The organism is Streptomyces sp. NBC_01537, from assembly GCF_045040445.1.
Classification (GTDB): Bacteria; Actinomycetota; Actinomycetes; order Streptomycetales; family Streptomycetaceae; genus Actinacidiphila.
Map to the genome: position 1 here is coordinate 2,341,371 of NZ_CP109392.1, position 18,232 is coordinate 2,359,602.

An 18,232-nucleotide genomic window follows, 5' to 3' on the forward strand; every position below is an offset into this window, starting at 1 on the left:
GGATCCGGCTCAGGAACAGCAGGAACTGCGGGAACTGCGGGAACTGCGGGAACTGCGGGAACTGCGGGAACTGCGGGAACTGCGGGAACTGCGGGAACTGCGGGAACTGCGGGCCCGTCAGAGGCTGAAGCGCGCCACCGCCTCCTCGTCCCAGGCGATGCCGAGCCCGGGCCCTCGCGCGGAGATCGTGCCGTCGACCGGTTGTACGGGCTCGGCCAGCAGGGGTCCGGCGAAGTCGAGGTGCTCCAGCCAGTGGGCCGTCGGCGTCACGGCCAGGGTGTGGGCGCTCGCCTCCGGGAAGAGGTGGCTGGACAGCGGGAGGGACGCCGCGTCGGCCTGGCCCATGGCCTGGATCCAGCCGGTCACCCCGCCGATCTTCATGATGTCCAGCATGCAGAGATCACTGGCCCCGGCGGCGACAGCGTTCGCCATGCCGCGCGGGAACCACCAGTTCTCACCCGTCTGTACGGGGACCGGGGAGGCGCGGCGGATCCGGGCGTGGCCGTGGAGGTCGTCGGCGGGCACCGGCTCCTCCACCCAGGCCAGGTCGTACGGGGCGAGCCGGTTGATCCGTCTCAGGGCCTCGGTCGGGGTGAGCGACTGGTTGTAGTCGGCCATCAGCGCGATGTCGGGGCCGATGATCTTCCGTACCTCCCGTACGACCGTCACGTCGTCCTCGGCTGTCCGGCCGGCGAGCTTGATCTTGATGCCGCGGAATCCTCGGGCGACCGCCTTCTCCAGGACCGGACCGTCCTCGGCCGGGTCGACGACGCCGTAGCTGTCGTAGGTGGGCAAGGGCCTCGGCTCGCCGCCCAGCAGGGTGACGACGGGGAGCCCGGCCGCCTGGCCGAGGGCGTCCCACAGGGCCATGTCGAGGCCGCCCACAACCATCCCCACCAGTCCCTGCCACCCCAGGAGCCTGAACCGCCGGTCGAACTCGCGCATGCGCTCCGCCGGGGCCACGGGCTTGCCCGCGAGTTCCGGCCCGATGTCGGTGATGAGCCTGACCAGGGCGCCCAGCGTCCGGTCCGTGTAGCCGAAGATGTACGACCGGCCCCGGGGTCCCTCGTGGGTGTCGACGTCGATCAGGACGAGCGGCGCCGTGGGAACGTCGCCGACCGCCGTCCGCACCGGCCGGGCCAGGGGGACGTCGACCGCGCGGGCCCGGACCGACCGCACGGTGAGCTGCTCGCCGCCCATCGGACGGATCACCTCGATCACTGCGCGTACGACGGATCGGTGCGGTCGAGCATCCGGCGCAGCGCGGCCCAGTCGCGGCCGTGGATGAAGGCCTCGTTGGAGGTGTCGAACTGCTGGGCGGTGTGCTCGGCGATCTGCTCGTCGCATTCGACGACCGCGCCGCCGGCCTGTGCGGCGATCTGGATCTGGCAGGCCAGTTCGAGGTAGTACAGGTCCTCGAACGCCGAGCGGACGTCCTCGCCGGTGGTGAGGAGCCCGTGGTTGCGCAGGATCAGCGCCCGCTTGTCGCCGAGGTCGCCGACCAGCTTGTCCCGCATGCTCGCGTCCAGCACGATGCCGCCGAAGTCGTGGTAGGCCAGCCGGCCGTGGAACCGCATGGCGTGCTGGCTGATGTCGAGCAGTCCGCGCGGCTGTGCCGCCACGGCGGAGCCGGCCTTGCTGTGGGTGTGCAGTACGCACGCCACCTCGGGGCGGGCCTGGTGGACGGCGGAGTGGATGATGAAGCCGGCCGGATTGGCGCCCGTCCCGGGACCGTCCAGGACGTTGCCCGCCAGGTCGACCGTGACCAGATTCGAGGCGCAGACCTCCTCGTAGAGCAGGCCGAACGCGTTGATCAGGAACCGGTCGTGGCTGCCGGGTACCCGGGCGGAGATGTGGTTGTAGATCATGTCCGTCCAGCCGAACCGGGCGATCAGCCGGTAGCAGGCGGCCAGGTCCACCCGGACCGCCCATTCCTCCTCGCCGACCCGCTCCCGCAGCGTGGGGTCGGGAAGGGCGATGCTGTCCCAGGCGGGGCCGGTCGGGTGGGTTGTTGTGATCATTGGGCGATCCTTCCCGAGCAGCCGAAGGGCCGGGAGACGGCCGGGGGTCGCGAGCGGGGAGACCAACCGCTCGTTACCGGGAACAGTACGGCGATATCAGGGCCGGGCAGAGGTGTGAAACCTCCGCTCTGATCGCCTGCCGGGAGTATGATTCACACACCCTGTGGACTGCTGGACCGTGACCTGGGACGTCTCATGGATCGCTCCGAAGATGATCACGCCGAGGATTTCCGCCCTGTGCCGGGCATCGCCGAGGTGGTGTCGGAACAGGAGGACTCCTATCCCGCGGCTCGGGTCCGGGAGCTGGTCGAACGCCAGCGTCGCCGGGAGCGGGAGCTGTCCAGCCTGTATGCCACGGCACGTTCCCTGACCGTCCTGCGGGGGCTGGACGAGGCGCTGGCCAGTGTCGTCGAGCACGCCCACGACCTGATCGGTACCGACATCGCGTATCTGGCGGTGCTGGAGGAGAACGGGACGTACCTGCGGGTGCGCGCCACGGCCGGCACGCTGACCCCCGGGTTCGGCGAGCGGGTGCACGCGCCGGCCCACATCGGCATCGCGGGGCGCGTGGCCACCACGCGGGCCCCGTACTGGGAGAGCGACTACCTGGCCTCGGCCGAGATCGTCCACGATCCGGGCGTCGACAGCGCCATCGAGGCGGAGGGCATCGTGTCGATGCTCGGGGTTCCGCTGATCGCCGGCGGCCGGTTCCTCGGCACGCTGATCGCGGCGAACCGGGAGGAGCGCCCGTTCGTCCGGGACGACGTCGCCCTGCTGACCGTCTTCGGGGACCACGCCGCGGTGGCGGTGGAGAACGCCCGGCTGTACGACGAGAGCCGGCGTGCGCTGCGCGCCCTGGAAACGGCGTACGCCACGATCGAGGATGCCGGAGCCGTCCATGAAGCGCTCACCCGGCTGGTGCTGGCCGGCGGTGACGTCGGCGCCGTCGCGGACCTCGTCGCGGACACCCTGGGCGGCGGTGTGCTCGTCCTCGATCACGCCCAGCGCGTGCTCGTCTCACGCGGGCAGCCCGCCGACGAGGACGAGGCGAAGGTCCGCGAGCGCGCCACCCTCACCGCCTCCCCACGCATGGCCGCCGCGGTCGTCCACGGCATCGAGGAGAGCCGGAAGTCGGGACGCTGCGTCACCGTCGACCGCGGCGACACGCTGCGCCACACCGTGGCAGCGGTCGTCGTCGGCGCGACCCACATGGGGGCCCTGGTCCTGTCCCGCCACAGCGATCCGGACCCCGTCCAGGCTCGCACCCTCGAACGCGCCGCACAGACCACGGCCCTGCTGACCCTGACCCAGGACGCCGTCGTACGGGCCGAAGAACGCGTACGGGGTGAGCTCCTCACCCAACTCCTCACCGCCCCACGCCCGTTCTCCACCGAGCTCGCTCTGCGCGCACGTGCCAGACACATCGAACCCTCACAGCTCGACACCGTCCTGGTGGCGGACGTGGCGGACGACCGGCTCGGCGACACCACCCGCCTGCTGAACGGCCTCGCGGAGGAGTACGACGGCCTGGCCGGCGAGCACCTCGGCGTACCCGTCGCACTGATCCACACCCAGGACGCGGCAGAGGCCGCGAGAAGCGTCCACCAGCGCCTCGGACGAGTGCTCGACGCCCCCGCCCTCGTCTGTGCCGCACCCGTCCCGCCCGGCGCGGAACCATTCGGCAGCAGCGTCACCCTGGCGAGCCGCTGCTGCCGGCTGCTGCGCGGGATCGGAGTGCAGGACGGCGGCACCACCACGGAGCGCCTCGCGATGTACACGATCCTCTTCGATCCCGACCGGGACCAGGATCTCGAAGCGTTCCTCGGCCACTCCCTCGGCAAGCTCGTCGCCCACGACACCGAACGCGGAACCGACCTCCTGCGCACCCTCACCGCGTACTTCGCCAACTCCCGCAACCTCGCCGGAACCGCCCGCGCCCTGCACATCCACACCAACACGCTCCTCAAACGGATCGAGCGCATCGGCAGCCTGCTCGGGCACGACTGGCAGCAGCCGGACAACGCCCTGAGACTCCAGCTCGCGGTTCACCTGCACGACCTGGCCCGACAGGTCGAACCGTCCACGAGTCAGAGGTAGACGGCCTGCGTCTGCCGGCCTACGGCCAGACCCTGCGCCGCCGCGCGGACTCAACGCCAGCCGCGGCGCACCGGATCTGTCCCGCCTCACACCCCAGGAACAGGCCGTCGCCCGCCTCGTCGCCGCACGTACGCACGCCCATCGCGGAGGCTCGACACCCGGACACCGCCCGGCCGTCCCGTGCTGCTCCTCGGCTTCAGCGGCGGTACCGCCTTCGCCAGCGGCCCCTCGTGACCCGCACGAACCTTCAGGTCAGAAGCCTGATCGACGCAAAACGGCTGGTCTGTTCATCTCCGGCCTGGTGACCTGGGGCCTGGCCCGCCACCTACCGCTGCCACTGGGCGTCCTTGGCCACGAGGGATCCACCGTCATCGTCGGACTCAACGGCCTGCGCCTGCTGCAACGGCCGGCTCTGACGTAGGGGATTTACGACTGGCCACGCACCACACCCGCCCGCCGGACAGTTCCCCCGATAGCAGGCGTGCGCATACGGTCGTACCGTCATAACGACGGGTCTCCACCTCCCCTGGGAGTCACCATGCCGATGCTGCTGATCAAGGGCTCGTACCGGGTGAAGGGATCCCAACCCGACGGCGACTCCATCCACTTCACCCCCGACGACCCGGCCCAATGGGACCTCGTCGGCGGAGCCCACCCCGTCAAACGCAACGCGGCCGGCACCGCCCAACTTCGGCTGGACGCCATCGACGCACTGGAGACGCACTACGCGCGCACCGGCCCCCGGCAGCACCAACCACTGCCCTTTGCCCACGCCGCAGCCGAGGAACTGCTCCACTGGCTCGGCTTCTCCGGCATCCAGCGCAGCTCGAACGAAACCGTCACCACCTCCATCCCGGACACCGTGCCCGGCTTCGTTCTCACCCGCGGCGCCGACCTCCACGGCCGCTGCGTCGCCCTGGCCGGCCGAGGCAGCCCGCCCGGCGCCGGCGGCACCGGCATCCACGTCGACGTGCCCCTGCTGGAGACCACCGCCAACCACCACCTGCTCGCCGCCGGACTGGCCTACCCCACGTACTACCGCAATCTCTTCGCCGACCTGCGTACGGCGCTGACCGCCGCCGTCCACGAGGCGCGGGCGGCAGAGCCTGCCAAGGGGCTGTGGCCGAGCGACGTGACCACGACCGGGGCGAAGATCTTCGGGCTGTCCTCGCTCACCGACGACGTGGTGATCCTGCCCAAGCTGTTCCGGCGGCTGGTGGACTACCTGCACCTGGGCGATCCCTCGCTGTCCGGGTTCCCCGCATTCCTGGCCCAGGCCCAGGACCGCTTCTTCATCCTGTCCACCGGCCACTCCACCACCGGCCTCGACGCGGTGGTCGAGGTCACCAACGGCCAGACGGTGCGGATGACCCACCCGGCGGAGGACCTGGTCTTCGACGAGGAATGACCCTCACCGCGGCAGGATGAACACCGCGAGAAGACGCCCGCTCAGGTCTTCCCGTACTCGTCGTGGCGGCGCAGCCAGTGGGTCTCCTCGCCTTCCTCGTGGCGGCCCATCGGCGTCCGGTCGAGGAGACCGTAGTAGGCCATGGCGGGCTCAAGGCCTCGCGCGCTGGTGACGTACGTCCGGTGGACGGTGCCGTCCGAGAGTACGTACGAGCTCAGCCCGGGCCCCTCGGTGACATACCCGGGCACGTCCGTGCCGGACGCCTCCGCCATCTGACGCACGGTAGGCGGAATCCCGCCCTCCAGGAACGGCCTCAGTTCCTGCTCGGTGTGCAGGAAGCCGAGGTCGCGGTGGAAGTCGCTGCCGACGGTGGAGACCCAGTCGAAGCTCCAGCCCATCCGTTCCCTGTAGGCAAGGAGCTTGTCGAGCGGCGCCCGCGAGGAGCAGACCAACGTCACGTCACGGGCTTTGAGGTGGACCACGTTGGGGTCGAGGTTGTCCGCGATCGAGGAGCAGACCGGGCATCCGGCCTCGTACGGCGGGCCGAACATGAAGTGGTAGATGAGCAGCTGCGCGCGCTCGTCGAAGAGATCCGCGAGCGACTTGGTCCCCTCCGCGGTCTCGAAGCTGTAATCCTTCTCGACCGGCACCCAGGGGAGCTCCCTCCGCTTCCGCGCGAGCTCGTCGCCGCGTCGGGTGAGTTCCTTCTCCTCCGCGAGCAGCTCCTCACGGGCTGCCTCGAATTCCTTCTGTGTGCCGACCCTGTGCTCGGGCATCGCCTTTCCCTCCTCTGTGGGAGCGGAACACCGCATCGCGGCGGACGGTCGGCGCAGCGACTGCCGGCAGTACCTGCACCGGCGCAACCGTCCGGCCCTACGTCCACCGTACGCGTGCGGCGGCGGGCCTTCGAGACCAGCTGAGGGCCCTCAGCCCTACGCGATCACTCCTGGGTGCCGATGGCTGTTCCGCCGTTCCCCAGGACCGGATGCCAGCGCCGCCTGCTCGGCGTCGCCGGGCACCGGATCGACCGTGGCCGCGTGCAGCGCGGGCTCGGAGGGCTGGTCCCCGTACATGCCCGGATGAGCACGGTAGGTCTCCTGCCAGTGCCGGCGCTGGGCATCCGCAAGTTCCCCGTTCCCGGCCATCGTCAACTCCCGTACGGACGATGACGATCCCTTCGGCCGATGGGACGTGGAGACTGCGCCACGGTCTTGGGTCTTACGATGCGTCCAGCCCGTGAGGCCGCCGTGCCCTGCTACCGCGGCCCCGGGCGAGCGTCAGTGTTCCGCCATGCTGTGCTGCTGGGCGAGCCGGCCGATGTCGTGCGCGGTGATGATCCCGTCGAGCCGGCTGCCGTCCATGACCAGGACGGGCAGTCCGCCCCCGGAGCCGAGGCGGTCCAGGACGCCGTCCAGCAGTTCGTCCGGTGCGGCAAGGGTGCACCGCGACAAGGGGGCCGCCAGGTCCCGTACGCGCAGCGTCTCCCGCCGCCCGGACGATACGGCGGCCAGCCGGCGCAGTTGTACGACGCCGCTGGGACGGCCCTCGAAGTCCACCAGCGGCAGCACCGAATGGCGTGCGTGCACCGCCACGTCGGACAGGAAACGGTCCACCGTCAGCCAGTCCGGACCGGTGACCACCGGAGCCGTCATCGCCTCGACCACCCGTACGCCCCGCAGGGCCGCGCCGAGCTCGGCACGCCGCCGTTCAGCAGCGGCGGTGACCGCGACGAACAGGCCGATGACCGCCAGCCACAGCCCGCCTCCCACCCCGCGAAGGAGCGCCAGCCACCCGACCGCGACCAGCAGCATGCCGATGACCTGTCCGCTGCGCCCGGCCGCCCGCTGGGCCCGGTCCCGGTCACCGGTACGCCACCACATCGCAGCCTCCAGCACCCGCCCACCGTCCAGCGGCGCGGCCGGCAGCAGATTGAAGACGCCCAGCAGCACGTTCATCCCGCCCAGCCACCCCAGCACGGCGACCGGTATCCGCCAGCCCACCGCCGCTTCCACCCCCGCCGCCGCCCCCAGCCCGGCCCCGCCGAGCACCAGACTGGCCAGCGGCCCGCTGGCGGCAACCGCGAACGCCGCCCGAGCCGTCGCCGGCCGGTCCATCCGGGTCATCCCGCCCAGCGCCCACAGCGTCATGTCCCGCACCGCGATCCCTGCTCTGCGGGCCGTCAGAGCGTGCGCCGCCTCATGCACCACCAGGCTCACCAGCAACAGCAGACCGCCCACCACCCCCGCGACCGCATACACCGCCGCCGCCCGGCCCGGCGCGTACGCGGGCAGCGTCCGGCTGCCCAGGCCGTACGCGAACAGCAGCATCAGCAGCGGCACGCTCCAATGCGTACGCAACGCCACGCCGCGCACACTCCCGATCCGTACCGAACCGTTCATCGCCTTCACCCGCCGACGGGCAGCCGACCGCCATCCGCCCTCCTTCCATGGTCCGTCACCGGCCCCCACGACCGGAAACCGCCGAAGAACCGGAGACGAAGCCACAGACCTACGGTGATCCAAGAGGGCGTTGCGGAGTTCGAGAGGGCCATGCGACTCCTGGCGGGCCCTCCGGGCCGGAGGCCCGGCAGCGTGAGGCCACGGCCCCGTACATCGTCGAGGAATGGGAAGGCTTCTATCGTGGCCGCGAGCTCGCCGTCCCCGGCGGGAAGTCATGGGCACGCTGAAGCCATGAACCTCGTGAGCCGTCGAACCGAGCTGTGAGGTGGCCGATGAGCACTCTCGAAGAACAGATCGACATCGATGTTCCGATGGACGTGGCCTGGGACAGCCTTCATCGCATGGAGACCTATCCCCGCTTCGTCGACGGCGTGCGCGGCGCCCGGTCGGAAGACGGGATCCGGACGAGCCTGGACGTCGAGACGGGCGGCCGCCTCCGGCAGTTCGAAGCCGAGATCACCGACCGCGCCAAGGAAAACGTCATGGCATGGCAGACCACGAGCGGTCCCGACCTGGCCGGCACCTTCTCGCTACTGCCCATCGACCGGGGGCACACCCGGGTCCAGGCTCGGATCGAGTACGACCCGGACACCGTCAAGGAGACATTCGGCGGTCCGAAGGGCTTCGCCCAGGCGACCGCTATCGAAAGGCTCGTACGCGATGACCTGGAGCACTTCAAGGAACTGACGGAACAGCAACGGTGAGCCCGATCCAGCTCCAGCGGCAGCCGGAGGCGGCGAACCGGTGGGCGCACCAGCTCCAGACCCTGCGAGGCCGTGAGCCTCAACGATGGGGTCACAGCAGTATCGCGTTGCCTCCCGCTGGCTACGCCGGGAGGCTGGAAGGTCCGTCATGATCGAGGCCTACGTCCTGATCCAGACCCACGCGGGCACAGCGGCCCACGTGGCTGAGGCGATATCCGCAATCCCGGGTGTGCTGCGGGCCGAGGCCGTGACCGGACCGTACGACGTGATCGCGCAGGCCGAGAGCCCGGCGATAGACGACCTGGGCCGCCTGGTGGTGGCACGGATCCAGCAGGTCGAAGGCATCTACCGCACCCTGACCTGTCCGGTGGTGGAACTCTGACGCTCGGCCGAGAACGCACGCCGACGGGCCACGGCAACATCCCGCGTCCCGGTGCGGCATCCGCGAGGCGGAACAACGCGGCGAGAGCGGCGGAGCACGGTGTGGAGGAGCGATGGCGCGGCTGGTGGTCAAGGGCGGGGACCTCATCGTCCGCCTGCCGTGGTGGGAGAAGGCGGCGGCCCGGCGCCGCGACGTGCACGTGGCCCTGTCCGCAGTCGAGCAGGTGACCATCGAACCCGACTGGTGGCGTGCCCTGCGCGGCGTACGCGGCCGGGGCACCTGGGTCCCCGGCGTGTTCGCCCTCGGCACCCGGCGGCACCCCCGCGGAATGGACTTCGCGGCCGTCCGCGCCCGCGGGCCTGTCATATGCGTCGAGCTGCGCAGCCCCTCGCCCTACGCCCGCCTGGCCGTCACCGACCCCGATCCCGAGGCCGCCGCACCCGCCGTACGCACCGCCGCAGGAATCTGGCCCGGCCAACGGGCCTGCGCCTGACCTGTGCCCCGTCGGATCGGCGTCGGCCCCGTACGCGCGTCGGGCGCCGCGGCACTGCCGGGCCTTGCGCGGGTCCGCTGTGCGGCTGGCGCCGCCAGGTGGGTGCGGAAGTGCCCGGTCAGTCCTTCCGGCACAGCTGGTGCAGGATCAGCAGCACTGCCGCCGCGGGGCTCAGTGCGAGCACCGTCGCGGCGACGATGACCAGCGGTGTGACGCCGAGCACGATGCCCGTAACCAGCAGTGCGGGCCACACGGCCAAGACCGGACTCCACAGTGCCGCGCGCAGCGCCCGCGGGCGCCTGGGACGACCGGTGACGAATTGATCGCTCCAGACCGGATCGTCGGCCTGCAGGGCGGCCTCGATCGTCTCCAGCTGCTTCCTCTCGTGCGCGGACAGCATCAGGGGGTCTCCACCCTTATGCGAGGTGGTACGGCACCGGCATCGAACCGGTCCTGTTGAGGGCGAAGGCCCGCAGGGCCTGGCTCAGGCCGGCCAGGGTCTATTCCGGTCCGGCCCAGTCGAAGGTGATGTGTTTGCTGGACTGCCCCTCCCGGCTCCACTGGAATCCGAACGCGTCGGCCCGGTCGGCAGTCGCCCGGCCCCAGGTCGCGAGCTGGCCAGGGCCCGTCTCGCAGCCGGGCAGGTTGGTTGTCTGGACGCGCGCGCCGTCCGGCGTTGTCGGGCCGGTGAGGGCCTCGGCGCGTGCCTCGACGCGGCCGGGGATGGTTGCACTCCAGGAGGCGAGGTCCTCGTCGACCTTGATCTCGATGGGGGCGAAATCCATGCCCCGCATCTCGGGGCCGAACATCGAGACCATCTCGGCGGGCCAGCTGCCCGCCTGACCGCCGAAGATCATCTGCAGGGCTGCGCGCTGCGCGTCGTCGGCGCGCTCGTCGATGAAGACGGCGCCGTACGCGTCGGAGTGCTCGGCCCACACATTGCCGACGAAGGAGCCCAGCATCAGCACATTGAGACCGTCCAGCGGAACGTCGCCGTAGCCGCCCTCACGGATGTGCCAGGCCAGGACACCGTCGCAGTCCCCGTAGGTGGGCGGCTGCGCGAAGGAGCACGGGCAGGGGACGTTGCACTTGCAGGTGTCGAACCAGTCCCCGGCGACGTGCCACCTCGGAATGGTCGTTGATGCCTCGGTTGTCCCGGTCATCGTCAAACCTCCTCACGAGCCCCGCGCCGGGCGGGTCTCGTGCGGTAGGTGGCAAGCCGTTCGTGCGGAGGCAAGGCCTGCGGATATCGCCGGGAAGCGCTCGGGCGCACTGTTCTCCCTCTCCATCGTGCACCCGCCACCGCCCGCGGGCCAGGCCGCCCGGCGAGGCGCGGCCGGGGTCGCGTCAAGGGCGTTGGAGTGGTCCCATGGAAGTGTCCCCAGGAGAACGCTGATGCGGCACACCCGGATCTCCGGCCTCGCGCCTTCCCGGCCGGCCCCTCCGACCGGAGAGGCCGGGGCCCTGCTGCCGAGGCGTGATCTGGCGGTTGCCTGGTCCCTCGTCGTGGTGATCGCGGCTCTGGCGTGGGTGCTCACGATCGGGCAGGCCCGGGAGATGGGTGTGGAACCCGGCACGATGGGGATGGCGCTGCCGCTGTTCCTGGTGCTGTGGGTGACCATGATGGCGGCCATGATGCTGCCCTCCATGGCCCCGGTGGCCATCACCTGGGCGCGGGGAATCGGCCGGCAGTCCTCCGGCTGGACCCGGGCGGCCCGCACCACGGGATTCGCGGGCGGCTATCTCCTCGCCTGGACGGCCTTCGGGCTCCTCGCCTACGCAGCCCTCGCCGTCACCGGCGGTCTGGTCGACGACCATCCCACCGCGGGGCGCTGGATCGGCTTCACCGCCTTCCTGCTCGCAGGCCTCTATCAGCTCGGTCCACTCAAGAACGTCTGCCTGCGCCACTGCCGCAGCCCCATGGGCCAGTTGATGCGCTACGCGGGCTTCCGCCCGCCGGCCCGCGACCTGCGGGTGGGCGCCCACCACGGCGCGTACTGCGTGGGCTGCTGCACCGGGCTGATGGTCGTCCTGATCCCGCTCGGCGTGATGAACATCGCCGCAATGGCCGGCCTGGCCGTGGTGATCTTCGTAGAGAAACTGTGGCCCCGGGGCCCGCTCCTCAGCCGAGTGGTCGGCGTCGCCTTCCTCGTCCTGGCCGTGCTCGCCCTGTTCCAGGACTGGCTGCTCCCCGGTCTCAGCGCCTCGGTCCCGTCCATGGGTGGAATGTGAGTCGGGTTGAAGGTGCGTAACCTGCTACGGCTCCACACACGGGTTCTAGCGCAGTCCGAAGGCATCGGAATGCCCGGTGGTCGTGGAACTCGCCGTAGAACCGGGAGAGCTGCTCGAAACGGTCCACCCACTGGCCGGCCAGGATGCGCTTGAGGGCGTCTGCCTGCGCGCCGCTGGCAGACGTGTCCACGACCAGGCCGACCTTCCGGTTACCGGAGGTCAGAGTGGAAGGGAACTGGTTGTAGAACGCGAAGTCCACGCCGGACAGGTCCAGGTCTCCCAGATTCCCGTCCGCCACATGGAACACGGCGGTACCGAGGTGCAGACCGCCCCGGACATGCTGACGCTCCGCGCCGAAGCCACCGACGCGGAAAGCCTGCAGCGGATCCAGGATCTCGTCGCCGGACGCCTCGAAAGGATCGGCAGGTGCGACCACCTGACGGTGATCTGGCAACGGACTGCAGCGCCCGCATGAGCATCCTCGAAGTTCCCGGCGCCCGGCACCACTACGAGACCCGCAGCGGCGCACCACACCGTTGCCACCTACGATCGACGCGGCTCTTCGCGGAGCCAACTCGACCGGCCGCTGTCGCCGAGGTCATGGCCTGGGACTGCGCCTTCGCAGGCACCGCGCTTCCCCCAGCCGCGGGCGCCGGTCAGTAGCCGCCGCCGGAACCGCCACCGCTGTCGCTGCCCGTCGGCGCGGGGCTCGCCGCCCCGCCGACCTTGATGTGGGCGTCCATACCGAGCCCCTTGTGACCATCCACCGGGCACCACAGCTCGTAGCTGCCCGTCCGAAGCGTGACCGTCAGCTCCGCCTTGCCGCCGCCCGAGAGGACCTTGGTCTGAGCCGTCGCCACACCAGGGCCGGAGACGGCCAGGGCGTGGGCGACATGCCCGGCGTTGTCGGCCGTGAAGGTGTACCTGCCCGGAGTGAAGGAGCTCCGGGACAGCTGCAGGGCGTACTCGGTCTCGGTGACCGTCACCGCCGTGCTCCTGGGCTGCCCGCTCATGCCGGAGGTGGTGGCCGGAGCGCTCCCGCTCCCTCCGCTGGAGCACGCCGCGAGTACTATCACGGCGCCGCCCGCGAGCGCCGCAAGCCGTGCGGCGGCCCACCGGATCTTGACAGTCTCCATCTGTCTCATCCCTTTCGGGACCACGCGGAGCCGCGCACCCGGGGACTCCCTCCGGATTGCCGCGGTGACGGGGCCCCTACGGAGTCATACGTACGCAGGGGGCGCGCTGCTCAGCCTCATTCCCGGGCATTTGACCATCGAGCCCCCACGGGCACCGGCGGTCACCGCACCAGGCGGCCTGCTGCTGTGCGCCCTGAGGCACGGGATACCCTCAGGGGGTATGGAGCAGGCGAAGCCCGGATACAGCGACACCAAGGACGACGTGCTCAAGAGGCTGCGCCGCGTCGAAGGCCAGGTCCGCGGCATGCAGCGCATGGTGGAGTCGGACCGGTACTGCATCGACGTACTCACGCAGGTCTCCGCCACGTCCAAGGCACTGCAGTCTGTGGGGCGATCGAACTGCTCGACGATCACCTGGGCCACTTCGTGCACGAGGCGATTGCCGCCGACGGAGACGAGGCCGGGGACAAGGTCGCCGAGGCATCTCAGGCCATCGCCCGCATGCTGCGCGCCTGACCCCCAGTTCGGCCGTACAGCGGTACGGCCGGTATAACCCGCCGCCGTATAGGGGAAGGCGAACCAAATGCACGCCTTATTGCACGCACTGTCCATTGCCGGGTCGATGACCTGGGAGATCACCTGGGCGCTGATCCTGGGCTTCGCGCTGTCGGCCGTGGTCCAGGCCGTGGTGCGCAAGTCGACGATCGTACGGCTGCTGGGCGACGACCGGTCCCGGACGCTCGCGATCGCCTCCGCTCTGGGAGCTGCGTCCTCGTCCTGCTCCTACGCCGCTGTCGCGCTGGCCCGCTCGCTGTTCCGCAAGGGCGCGAACTTCACCGCCGCCATGGCCTTCGAGATCGCCTCGACCAACCTGGTCGTCGAACTCGGCGTGATCCTGGCGCTGCTGATGGGCTGGCAGTTCACCGCCGCGGAATTCGTCGGCGGTCCGATCATGATCGTGGTGCTGGCGCTGCTGTTCCGTCTCACTCTGCGCAGCCGGCTGCTGGACGAGGCCCGGGCACAGGCCGAGCGCGGCGTAGCGGGATCCATGGAGGGGCACGCGGCGATGGACATGGCGGTCCAGCGGCAGGGGTCCTTCGCCCGGCGGCTGCTGTCGGGAGAGGGCTTCACTTCCGTCGCGCACGTCTTCGTCATGGAGTGGGCCGCGATCCTGCGGGACATCGTTCTCGGCCTGCTGATCGCCGGGGCCATCGCGGCCTGGGTCCCGGAGTCCTTCTGGCAGACGTTCTTCTTCGCGGGCCACCCGCTGGCGGCCAAGATCTGGGGGCCGCTGATCGGGCCGCTGGTGGCGGTCATCTCGTTCGTGTGCTCGATCGGCAACGTGCCACTGGCGGTGGTGCTGTGGAAGGGCGGCATCAGCTTCGGCGGCGTGGTCGCCTTCATCTTCGCCGACCTGCTGATCCTCCCGATCCTCAACATCTACCGGAAGTACTACGGCACCAGGATGGCCCTCTACCTCCTGGGCACCTTCTACGCCGCCATGGTGGTCGCCGGTTACGTCGTGGAGTTCACCTTCGGTGGCCTGGGGCTGATCCCCGACCAGGCCGACGCGAAAATCCCCATGGAAGGCGTGTCCTGGAACTACACCACCTTCCTCAACATCGCCTTCCTCCTCCTGGCCGCCGCCCTGCTGATCCGCTTCGCCCGCACCGGCGGCCCCGCCATGCTCCGCATGATGAACGACTCACCCGAGACCGGCCACGGCAGCCACGAGCACGCCCGTGATCATGAGGAGCACAGCAGTGACGACTCCCACGACCACGGTGGACACCACCACTGATCGCGCGGGGAGGCGCGTCAGCTCAGGCCAGCGCCTCGATCGGGTGCAGACCACGGCCGAACTGCATCCGGCGCGACGAGGAACATGCCGTGGGCGGCGGCCGTGTCGCCGCTGAGCGTGAGGTCGAGCATCCGCACGATGCCGGAGTAACGCCCACGACGCATATAATGCACACCTCCTAAACCTGCAGGTCAGGCACCCTTTGCCACCGGCTCCAGGACCGCCACGCACTCCACGTGGTGGGTCATCGAAATCACGTCACAGGAGGCAGCATAGGGAGAACCTGCAGCTCAGGCAGGGTTTCTCCGCTGCGTAGACAGGCTGCCAACCGTCCGGAGCGTCAAACGAGCGTCACGGCCGAGATGCACGCCAGCCTCGACGGGCCACGCAGGACAGGGCGGCTGGTTATACCGAGGCCGACCTCGCCGTGACCAAGTTCGGGCAGCGCGACGGGCAGCGGGCTGACGTGCCCGGCCTATCTTGGCGGTCTGCCCGCAGCTCGTCGAGGTGAGGCCCGAGGGCGTGAACTACACGTCAACGGAGGGGCAGGCTGACTTGCTCCGCAGGATCCAAGCAGCGTCCGCAGGCCAGCCGGCCAACGAGGCTTGGGTCGCTTCCGATCTAGGCTGAGCTCACACCGCCGCCCACTCTGGAACTGGAGTTCCTTCATGCGTGTCTTCGTCGCTGGCGCCACCGGCGCTGTCGGCAGTGTGCTCGTCCCGATGCTGGTTTCGGCTGGGCACGAGGTCACCGGGACCTCACGGTCCCTGGCCGGGATCGAGCGGATCAGAAGCCTCGGAGCGACGGGAGTCCAGGCGGACGCGCTCGATGGGGAGAGACTGCGGCACGCGGTCTGCGCGGCAGCGCCGGAGGCAGTGATCCACCAGCTCACCGACCTCTCCGGCGCGGACGGGGCCGCCAACGGCCGAATGCGCCGAGAAGGTACCCGGAACCTGGTGGAGGCCGCGAAGGCGGCTGGGGTCGGCCGGATCGTCGCACAGTCGATTTCCTGGGCGTACGCGCCGGGCGAAGGCCCGGCCGAGGAGGTGGTACCGCTCGACAGCACGGCCGCTCAGCCCCGGGCCCGGATGGTGGCCGCCGTCAGGGCCTTGGAGGAGACGTAGGCCGAGTTGGAGACAGCGGTCCTGCTGCGCTACGGCCTGCTGTACGGGACCGGCACCTGGTACGCACCGGACGGCGCTTTCGCGGCGGCCCTGGCCGGCGACCGGTCGGCACGGTTCCTGGGGACCACCGTGGTGAACGACACGGTGAGCTCCTTCGTCCACGTCGCCGACGCGGCCGGCGCGGCGCTAGCCGCGCTCGACTGGCCAGGAGGACCGGTCAACATCGTGGACGACGAGCCAGCCCCCGCCCACGAATGGCTTCCGGCCCTGGCCAAAGCCCTCGACGTGCCTGCACCCGGCCCGGTGACGGGTCGGCGGGAGTGGGAACGCGGCGCTCTCAATGGGTTTGCTCGCAGCAGGGGTTGGCAGCCCGAGTGGCCGACCTGGCGGACCGGTTTCGCCGCCCAGCGCGACATCCCATGAGTTCTCCAGAACCCTGCTGAGGTCCTCCCCCGCCGTCAGCGCCGTCAGCGTGAGCCTCCTCGACTTCGCCCAGGTCACAGAATGGTCGGACGAAACGAGAAAGCTTCAGGAACTCCGAACTTACGTCACAAGCTGGCCAAGCACGCCAATGAGGGAGAAGCCCCAGGCCAGGGACTCTGGACCCCAGCAGGAGTCACGACCCGCCGGACAGGGGCAACTCGCTTCATCCTGCCCGGCTCTGTCCCAGGACCGACCGGGCCGGGCCGGGACGTGTGGGGCCGGGGTGATCGCTTCCCAAGTGAGTAATGGTCTTGGGCAGTGCCGGGGCGGCGTGGATGATGGCGTGGTGACGAACATCAGCCTCGACCATGTGAAGGTCCATTTCCGGATGGACGTGGACGAGGACGGCTGGCCGCCGGCGAGTGTCGAGAGCCTGTGGGCGGTGGATCTCGGTGATGGGACGGTGCAGCTGGACAACACCCCTTGGTTCGTGCGCGGTGTCGCCTGCGAGGACGTCATCCGGGTGGAGGTCGACGAGGCGGGCGTGTGCTGGGGCGGGGAAACGGTCCGGGCTTCGGGGAACTGCACGATCCGGCTGATCGTGCTGAAAGACGGGGGCTCGGCTGCTGCCCGGCAGAGCGTACTGGAGGTCTTTCACCGGCTTGGCACGACGGGTGAGGGGATCGAGCGGTACCGGATGATCGCGTTGGATGTTCCGCCGGACGCGGATCTGCCGAGAATTCGGAAGCTCTTGGAACACGGTGCGGCCAAGGAATGGTGGCACTGGGAGGAAGGGTGCGTCACTGCTGCCTGGAGGGATTCTTCAACGAACCCCCATTAGTTCGACAGCGGGGGGCGTTGGACACCGCCCAAGGAGCATGGGGTCGCACAGCAAGCGTGATCGGGTAAACGCCTCTGCCCTGTCCATGATGGACAGGGCAAAGGATGGTTTACGCGGCGATGGTCAGCGGAGCGTCCAGACGTTCCCAGGCGCCGAGGACGGCCTTGTGTGCGTCCGGTTGCAGGTGCGCGTATCGCTGGGTGGTCTGGAAGCTCTCGTGGCCCAGGAGGTGCTGGACCTCGTAGAGCGAGACTCCCTTCTGGACGAGCCACGAGGCGCAGGTGTGGCGCATTGAGTGGGGCGGATAGCGCGGGACGAGGTGTTGTTCGCCGTCGCTGTCGAAGCAGTAGGCGCTCGCGACGGCGGGCCACCAGGTCTGCCGTCGCCAGTTGCCGTCATCGAGGCGACGTCCGGCTCGGCCCTTGGTGATGGTGGTGAAGACGACTGCGTCGCGTTCGAGCCGGTGGACGTGGCGCTCGAGGACCTCCAGGACGTGGGGTGGGAGTGGGACCTCGCGGCGGCTCTTGGAACTCTTGGGGTACTCCTTGATGCCGCTCTTGGTGTTGACCTCCACGACGAACAAGCGAGAGCGGCGCTGGTCTATGCGGTGCCGGTGGAGGCCGGCGAGTTCGCCCCACCGCAGCCCGGTGTAGAAGCCGAGCAGACACATGGCTCGCCACGCGGCTGGGAGTTCGTCGAGGATGCTCTGCGCCTGATCGAGCGTGAACCACTGCGGTGGTTTGACCGCGATCTGGGGCAGGTCGATGCTGCGGCATGGGGTCACCGCGATCACGTCGTCGTCGACGGCCGCGCGCATCACGGAGGACGTCAGGTTGTAGGCCCGCTTGATCGCGGCGGCCCCCGCGCCCTTCTCGATCAAGGAACGGACCCAGCTCTGCACGTCCATGCGGGTGATAGCCCGCATCTCCCAGTCAGCCCAGTAGGGCAGGACATGGTTCTTGATGCTGGAGGCGTCGCCCCGCAGAGTGTGGGGCTCGACGACGCGGGCGTTCCACCACCGATCGTGCCACTCGCGAAACGACATTTCGCCGGCTCGCGGATCGCACATGCCCCTGCGGGCGAACTGGGTCTCCATCTCGGTGCCCCAGGT

Annotated in this window: 21 protein-coding genes and 1 pseudogene; 12 read left to right on the top strand and 10 right to left on the bottom strand. The window is 69.8% G+C overall.

Going from position 1 to position 18,232, the window contains the following annotated elements:
- Positions 1-117 precede the first annotated feature (117 nt).
- Together OG607_RS10770 and OG607_RS10775 are read right to left on the bottom strand one after the other, a co-directional pair.
- Complete coding sequence (locus tag OG607_RS10770) at positions 118-1,200, bottom strand: enolase C-terminal domain-like protein (protein WP_405721822.1); 1,083 nt, start codon at positions 1,198-1,200, stop codon at positions 118-120.
- A gap of 17 nt (positions 1,201-1,217) precedes the next feature.
- Complete coding sequence (locus OG607_RS10775; protein ID WP_405721825.1) at positions 1,218-2,021, bottom strand: class II aldolase/adducin family protein; 804 nt, start codon at positions 2,019-2,021, stop codon at positions 1,218-1,220.
- 195 nt (positions 2,022-2,216) lie between these two features.
- Here OG607_RS10775 and OG607_RS10780 point away from each other — a divergent pair, with 195 nt between their 5' ends.
- Together OG607_RS10780 and OG607_RS10785 are read left to right on the top strand one after the other, a co-directional pair.
- Positions 2,217-4,118, top strand: a complete 1,902-nt coding sequence (locus OG607_RS10780; protein WP_405721828.1) for a helix-turn-helix domain-containing protein — start codon at positions 2,217-2,219, stop codon at positions 4,116-4,118.
- Positions 4,119-4,656: 538 nt separating this feature from the next.
- Positions 4,657-5,526, top strand: a complete 870-nt coding sequence (locus OG607_RS10785) for a nuclease (RefSeq protein ID WP_405721831.1) — start codon at positions 4,657-4,659, stop codon at positions 5,524-5,526.
- Positions 5,527-5,567: 41 nt separating this feature from the next.
- Here OG607_RS10785 and OG607_RS10790 read toward each other — a convergent pair whose 3' ends face one another.
- The 3 genes from OG607_RS10790 to OG607_RS10800 form a co-directional block, all read right to left on the bottom strand.
- Positions 5,568-6,302 carry a DUF899 domain-containing protein gene (locus tag OG607_RS10790; protein ID WP_405721833.1) on the bottom strand — a complete coding sequence of 245 codons (735 nt, stop codon included), beginning with the start codon at positions 6,300-6,302 and terminating at the stop codon, positions 5,568-5,570.
- 156 nt (positions 6,303-6,458) lie between these two features.
- Positions 6,459-6,671: a hypothetical protein gene (locus tag OG607_RS10795; protein ID WP_405721836.1), complete on the bottom strand. Its 213-nt coding sequence runs from the start codon at positions 6,669-6,671 to the stop codon at positions 6,459-6,461.
- Positions 6,672-6,803: 132 nt separating this feature from the next.
- Positions 6,804-7,925 (bottom strand): site-2 protease family protein, encoded by a 1,122-nt coding sequence (locus OG607_RS10800; RefSeq protein WP_405721839.1) that lies wholly within the window; start codon positions 7,923-7,925, stop codon positions 6,804-6,806.
- A gap of 332 nt (positions 7,926-8,257) precedes the next feature.
- On the opposite strand from OG607_RS10800, the gene OG607_RS10805 reads away from it, so the two are divergent.
- From OG607_RS10805 to OG607_RS10815, 3 genes are all read left to right on the top strand, one after another.
- The gene (locus OG607_RS10805; RefSeq protein WP_405721841.1) at positions 8,258-8,689 is read left to right on the top strand and encodes an SRPBCC family protein; all 432 of its coding nucleotides are present in this window, start codon (positions 8,258-8,260) and stop codon (positions 8,687-8,689) included.
- A 148-nt stretch (positions 8,690-8,837) separates the two neighbouring features.
- Positions 8,838-9,071 (top strand): Lrp/AsnC family transcriptional regulator, encoded by a 234-nt coding sequence (locus OG607_RS10810; protein WP_405721843.1) that lies wholly within the window; start codon positions 8,838-8,840, stop codon positions 9,069-9,071.
- Between the two features lie 112 nt (positions 9,072-9,183).
- Positions 9,184-9,564 carry a hypothetical protein gene (locus OG607_RS10815; RefSeq protein ID WP_405721846.1) on the top strand — a complete coding sequence of 127 codons (381 nt, stop codon included), beginning with the start codon at positions 9,184-9,186 and terminating at the stop codon, positions 9,562-9,564.
- Positions 9,565-9,682: 118 nt separating this feature from the next.
- On the opposite strand, the gene OG607_RS10820 is transcribed toward OG607_RS10815, so the two are convergent.
- The gene (locus OG607_RS10820) at positions 9,683-9,964 is read right to left on the bottom strand and encodes a DUF3040 domain-containing protein (RefSeq protein WP_405721848.1); all 282 of its coding nucleotides are present in this window, start codon (positions 9,962-9,964) and stop codon (positions 9,683-9,685) included.
- A gap of 100 nt (positions 9,965-10,064) precedes the next feature.
- The gene (locus OG607_RS10825) at positions 10,065-10,727 is read right to left on the bottom strand and encodes a DUF1326 domain-containing protein (protein WP_405721851.1); all 663 of its coding nucleotides are present in this window, start codon (positions 10,725-10,727) and stop codon (positions 10,065-10,067) included.
- Positions 10,728-10,959: 232 nt separating this feature from the next.
- Between OG607_RS10825 and OG607_RS10830 the strand changes: the two genes are divergently transcribed.
- Positions 10,960-11,796: a DUF2182 domain-containing protein gene (locus tag OG607_RS10830; RefSeq protein WP_405721853.1), complete on the top strand. Its 837-nt coding sequence runs from the start codon at positions 10,960-10,962 to the stop codon at positions 11,794-11,796.
- Here OG607_RS10830 and OG607_RS10835 read toward each other — a convergent pair.
- Positions 11,762-12,103 carry a DUF1326 domain-containing protein gene (locus OG607_RS10835; RefSeq protein WP_405721855.1) on the bottom strand — a complete coding sequence of 114 codons (342 nt, stop codon included), beginning with the start codon at positions 12,101-12,103 and terminating at the stop codon, positions 11,762-11,764. The two genes, OG607_RS10830 and OG607_RS10835, sit on opposite strands and share 35 nt — an antisense overlap.
- Between OG607_RS10835 and OG607_RS10840 the strand changes: the two genes are divergently transcribed.
- Positions 12,095-12,271, top strand: coding sequence for a DUF2218 domain-containing protein (locus tag OG607_RS10840; protein WP_405721858.1), 177 nt, complete (start codon positions 12,095-12,097; stop codon positions 12,269-12,271). The two genes, OG607_RS10835 and OG607_RS10840, sit on opposite strands and share 9 nt — an antisense overlap.
- 181 nt (positions 12,272-12,452) lie before the next feature.
- Here OG607_RS10840 and OG607_RS10845 read toward each other — a convergent pair whose 3' ends face one another.
- The gene (locus tag OG607_RS10845) at positions 12,453-12,932 is read right to left on the bottom strand and encodes a copper-binding protein (protein WP_405721861.1); all 480 of its coding nucleotides are present in this window, start codon (positions 12,930-12,932) and stop codon (positions 12,453-12,455) included.
- Positions 12,933-13,152: 220 nt separating this feature from the next.
- Here OG607_RS10845 and OG607_RS10850 point away from each other — a divergent pair.
- The 5 genes and pseudogenes from OG607_RS10850 to OG607_RS10870 all read left to right on the top strand — a co-directional run bounded on the left by OG607_RS10850 (position 13,153) and on the right by OG607_RS10870 (position 17,121).
- A pseudogene (locus OG607_RS10850) lies at positions 13,153-13,448 on the top strand (metal-sensitive transcriptional regulator).
- 67 nt (positions 13,449-13,515) lie between these two features.
- Entirely contained in the window at positions 13,516-14,733 is a 1,218-nt protein-coding gene (locus OG607_RS10855) for a permease (protein ID WP_405721863.1), read from the top strand.
- 668 nt (positions 14,734-15,401) lie between these two features.
- Positions 15,402-15,857 (top strand): NAD-dependent epimerase/dehydratase family protein, encoded by a 456-nt coding sequence (locus OG607_RS10860; RefSeq protein WP_405721866.1) that lies wholly within the window; start codon positions 15,402-15,404, stop codon positions 15,855-15,857.
- Between the two features lie 6 nt (positions 15,858-15,863).
- Entirely contained in the window at positions 15,864-16,280 is a 417-nt protein-coding gene (locus OG607_RS10865) for a hypothetical protein (RefSeq protein ID WP_405721868.1), read from the top strand.
- 346 nt (positions 16,281-16,626) lie between these two features.
- A complete protein-coding gene (locus OG607_RS10870) occupies positions 16,627-17,121 on the top strand; it encodes a DUF4265 domain-containing protein (protein WP_405721871.1) in 495 nt (164 codons plus the stop codon).
- Positions 17,122-17,230: 109 nt separating this feature from the next.
- Here the strand turns inward: OG607_RS10870 and OG607_RS10875 are convergent, their stop codons facing one another.
- The gene (locus OG607_RS10875) at positions 17,231-18,166 is read right to left on the bottom strand and encodes a tyrosine-type recombinase/integrase (protein WP_405721873.1); all 936 of its coding nucleotides are present in this window, start codon (positions 18,164-18,166) and stop codon (positions 17,231-17,233) included.
- Positions 18,167-18,232: the final 66 nt, after the last annotated feature.

Bases quoted from the DNA above. Each gene is read 5' to 3' on its own strand.
- OG607_RS10770 (WP_405721822.1), bottom strand. From the start codon at position 1,200: ATGGGCGGCGAGCAGCTCACCGTGCGGTCGGTCCGGGCCCGCGCGGTC.
- OG607_RS10815 (WP_405721846.1), top strand. From the start codon at position 9,184: ATGGCGCGGCTGGTGGTCAAGGGCGGGGACCTCATCGTCCGCCTGCCG.
- OG607_RS10855 (WP_405721863.1), top strand. From the start codon at position 13,516: ATGCACGCCTTATTGCACGCACTGTCCATTGCCGGGTCGATGACCTGG.
- OG607_RS10840 (WP_405721858.1), top strand. From the start codon at position 12,095: ATGGAACACGGCGGTACCGAGGTGCAGACCGCCCCGGACATGCTGACG.
- OG607_RS10825 (WP_405721851.1), bottom strand. From the start codon at position 10,727: ATGACCGGGACAACCGAGGCATCAACGACCATTCCGAGGTGGCACGTC.
- OG607_RS10860 (WP_405721866.1), top strand. From the start codon at position 15,402: ATGCGTGTCTTCGTCGCTGGCGCCACCGGCGCTGTCGGCAGTGTGCTC.
- OG607_RS10785 (WP_405721831.1), top strand. From the start codon at position 4,657: ATGCCGATGCTGCTGATCAAGGGCTCGTACCGGGTGAAGGGATCCCAA.
- OG607_RS10800 (WP_405721839.1), bottom strand. From the start codon at position 7,925: ATGAACGGTTCGGTACGGATCGGGAGTGTGCGCGGCGTGGCGTTGCGT.
- OG607_RS10875 (WP_405721873.1), bottom strand. From the start codon at position 18,166: ATGTCGTTTCGCGAGTGGCACGATCGGTGGTGGAACGCCCGCGTCGTC.
- OG607_RS10830 (WP_405721853.1), top strand. From the start codon at position 10,960: ATGCGGCACACCCGGATCTCCGGCCTCGCGCCTTCCCGGCCGGCCCCT.
- OG607_RS10805 (WP_405721841.1), top strand. From the start codon at position 8,258: ATGAGCACTCTCGAAGAACAGATCGACATCGATGTTCCGATGGACGTG.
- OG607_RS10780 (WP_405721828.1), top strand. From the start codon at position 2,217: ATGGATCGCTCCGAAGATGATCACGCCGAGGATTTCCGCCCTGTGCCG.
- OG607_RS10810 (WP_405721843.1), top strand. From the start codon at position 8,838: ATGATCGAGGCCTACGTCCTGATCCAGACCCACGCGGGCACAGCGGCC.
- OG607_RS10795 (WP_405721836.1), bottom strand. From the start codon at position 6,671: ATGGCCGGGAACGGGGAACTTGCGGATGCCCAGCGCCGGCACTGGCAG.
- OG607_RS10790 (WP_405721833.1), bottom strand. From the start codon at position 6,302: ATGCCCGAGCACAGGGTCGGCACACAGAAGGAATTCGAGGCAGCCCGT.
- OG607_RS10845 (WP_405721861.1), bottom strand. From the start codon at position 12,932: ATGGAGACTGTCAAGATCCGGTGGGCCGCCGCACGGCTTGCGGCGCTC.
- OG607_RS10820 (WP_405721848.1), bottom strand. From the start codon at position 9,964: ATGCTGTCCGCGCACGAGAGGAAGCAGCTGGAGACGATCGAGGCCGCC.
- OG607_RS10775 (WP_405721825.1), bottom strand. From the start codon at position 2,021: ATGATCACAACAACCCACCCGACCGGCCCCGCCTGGGACAGCATCGCC.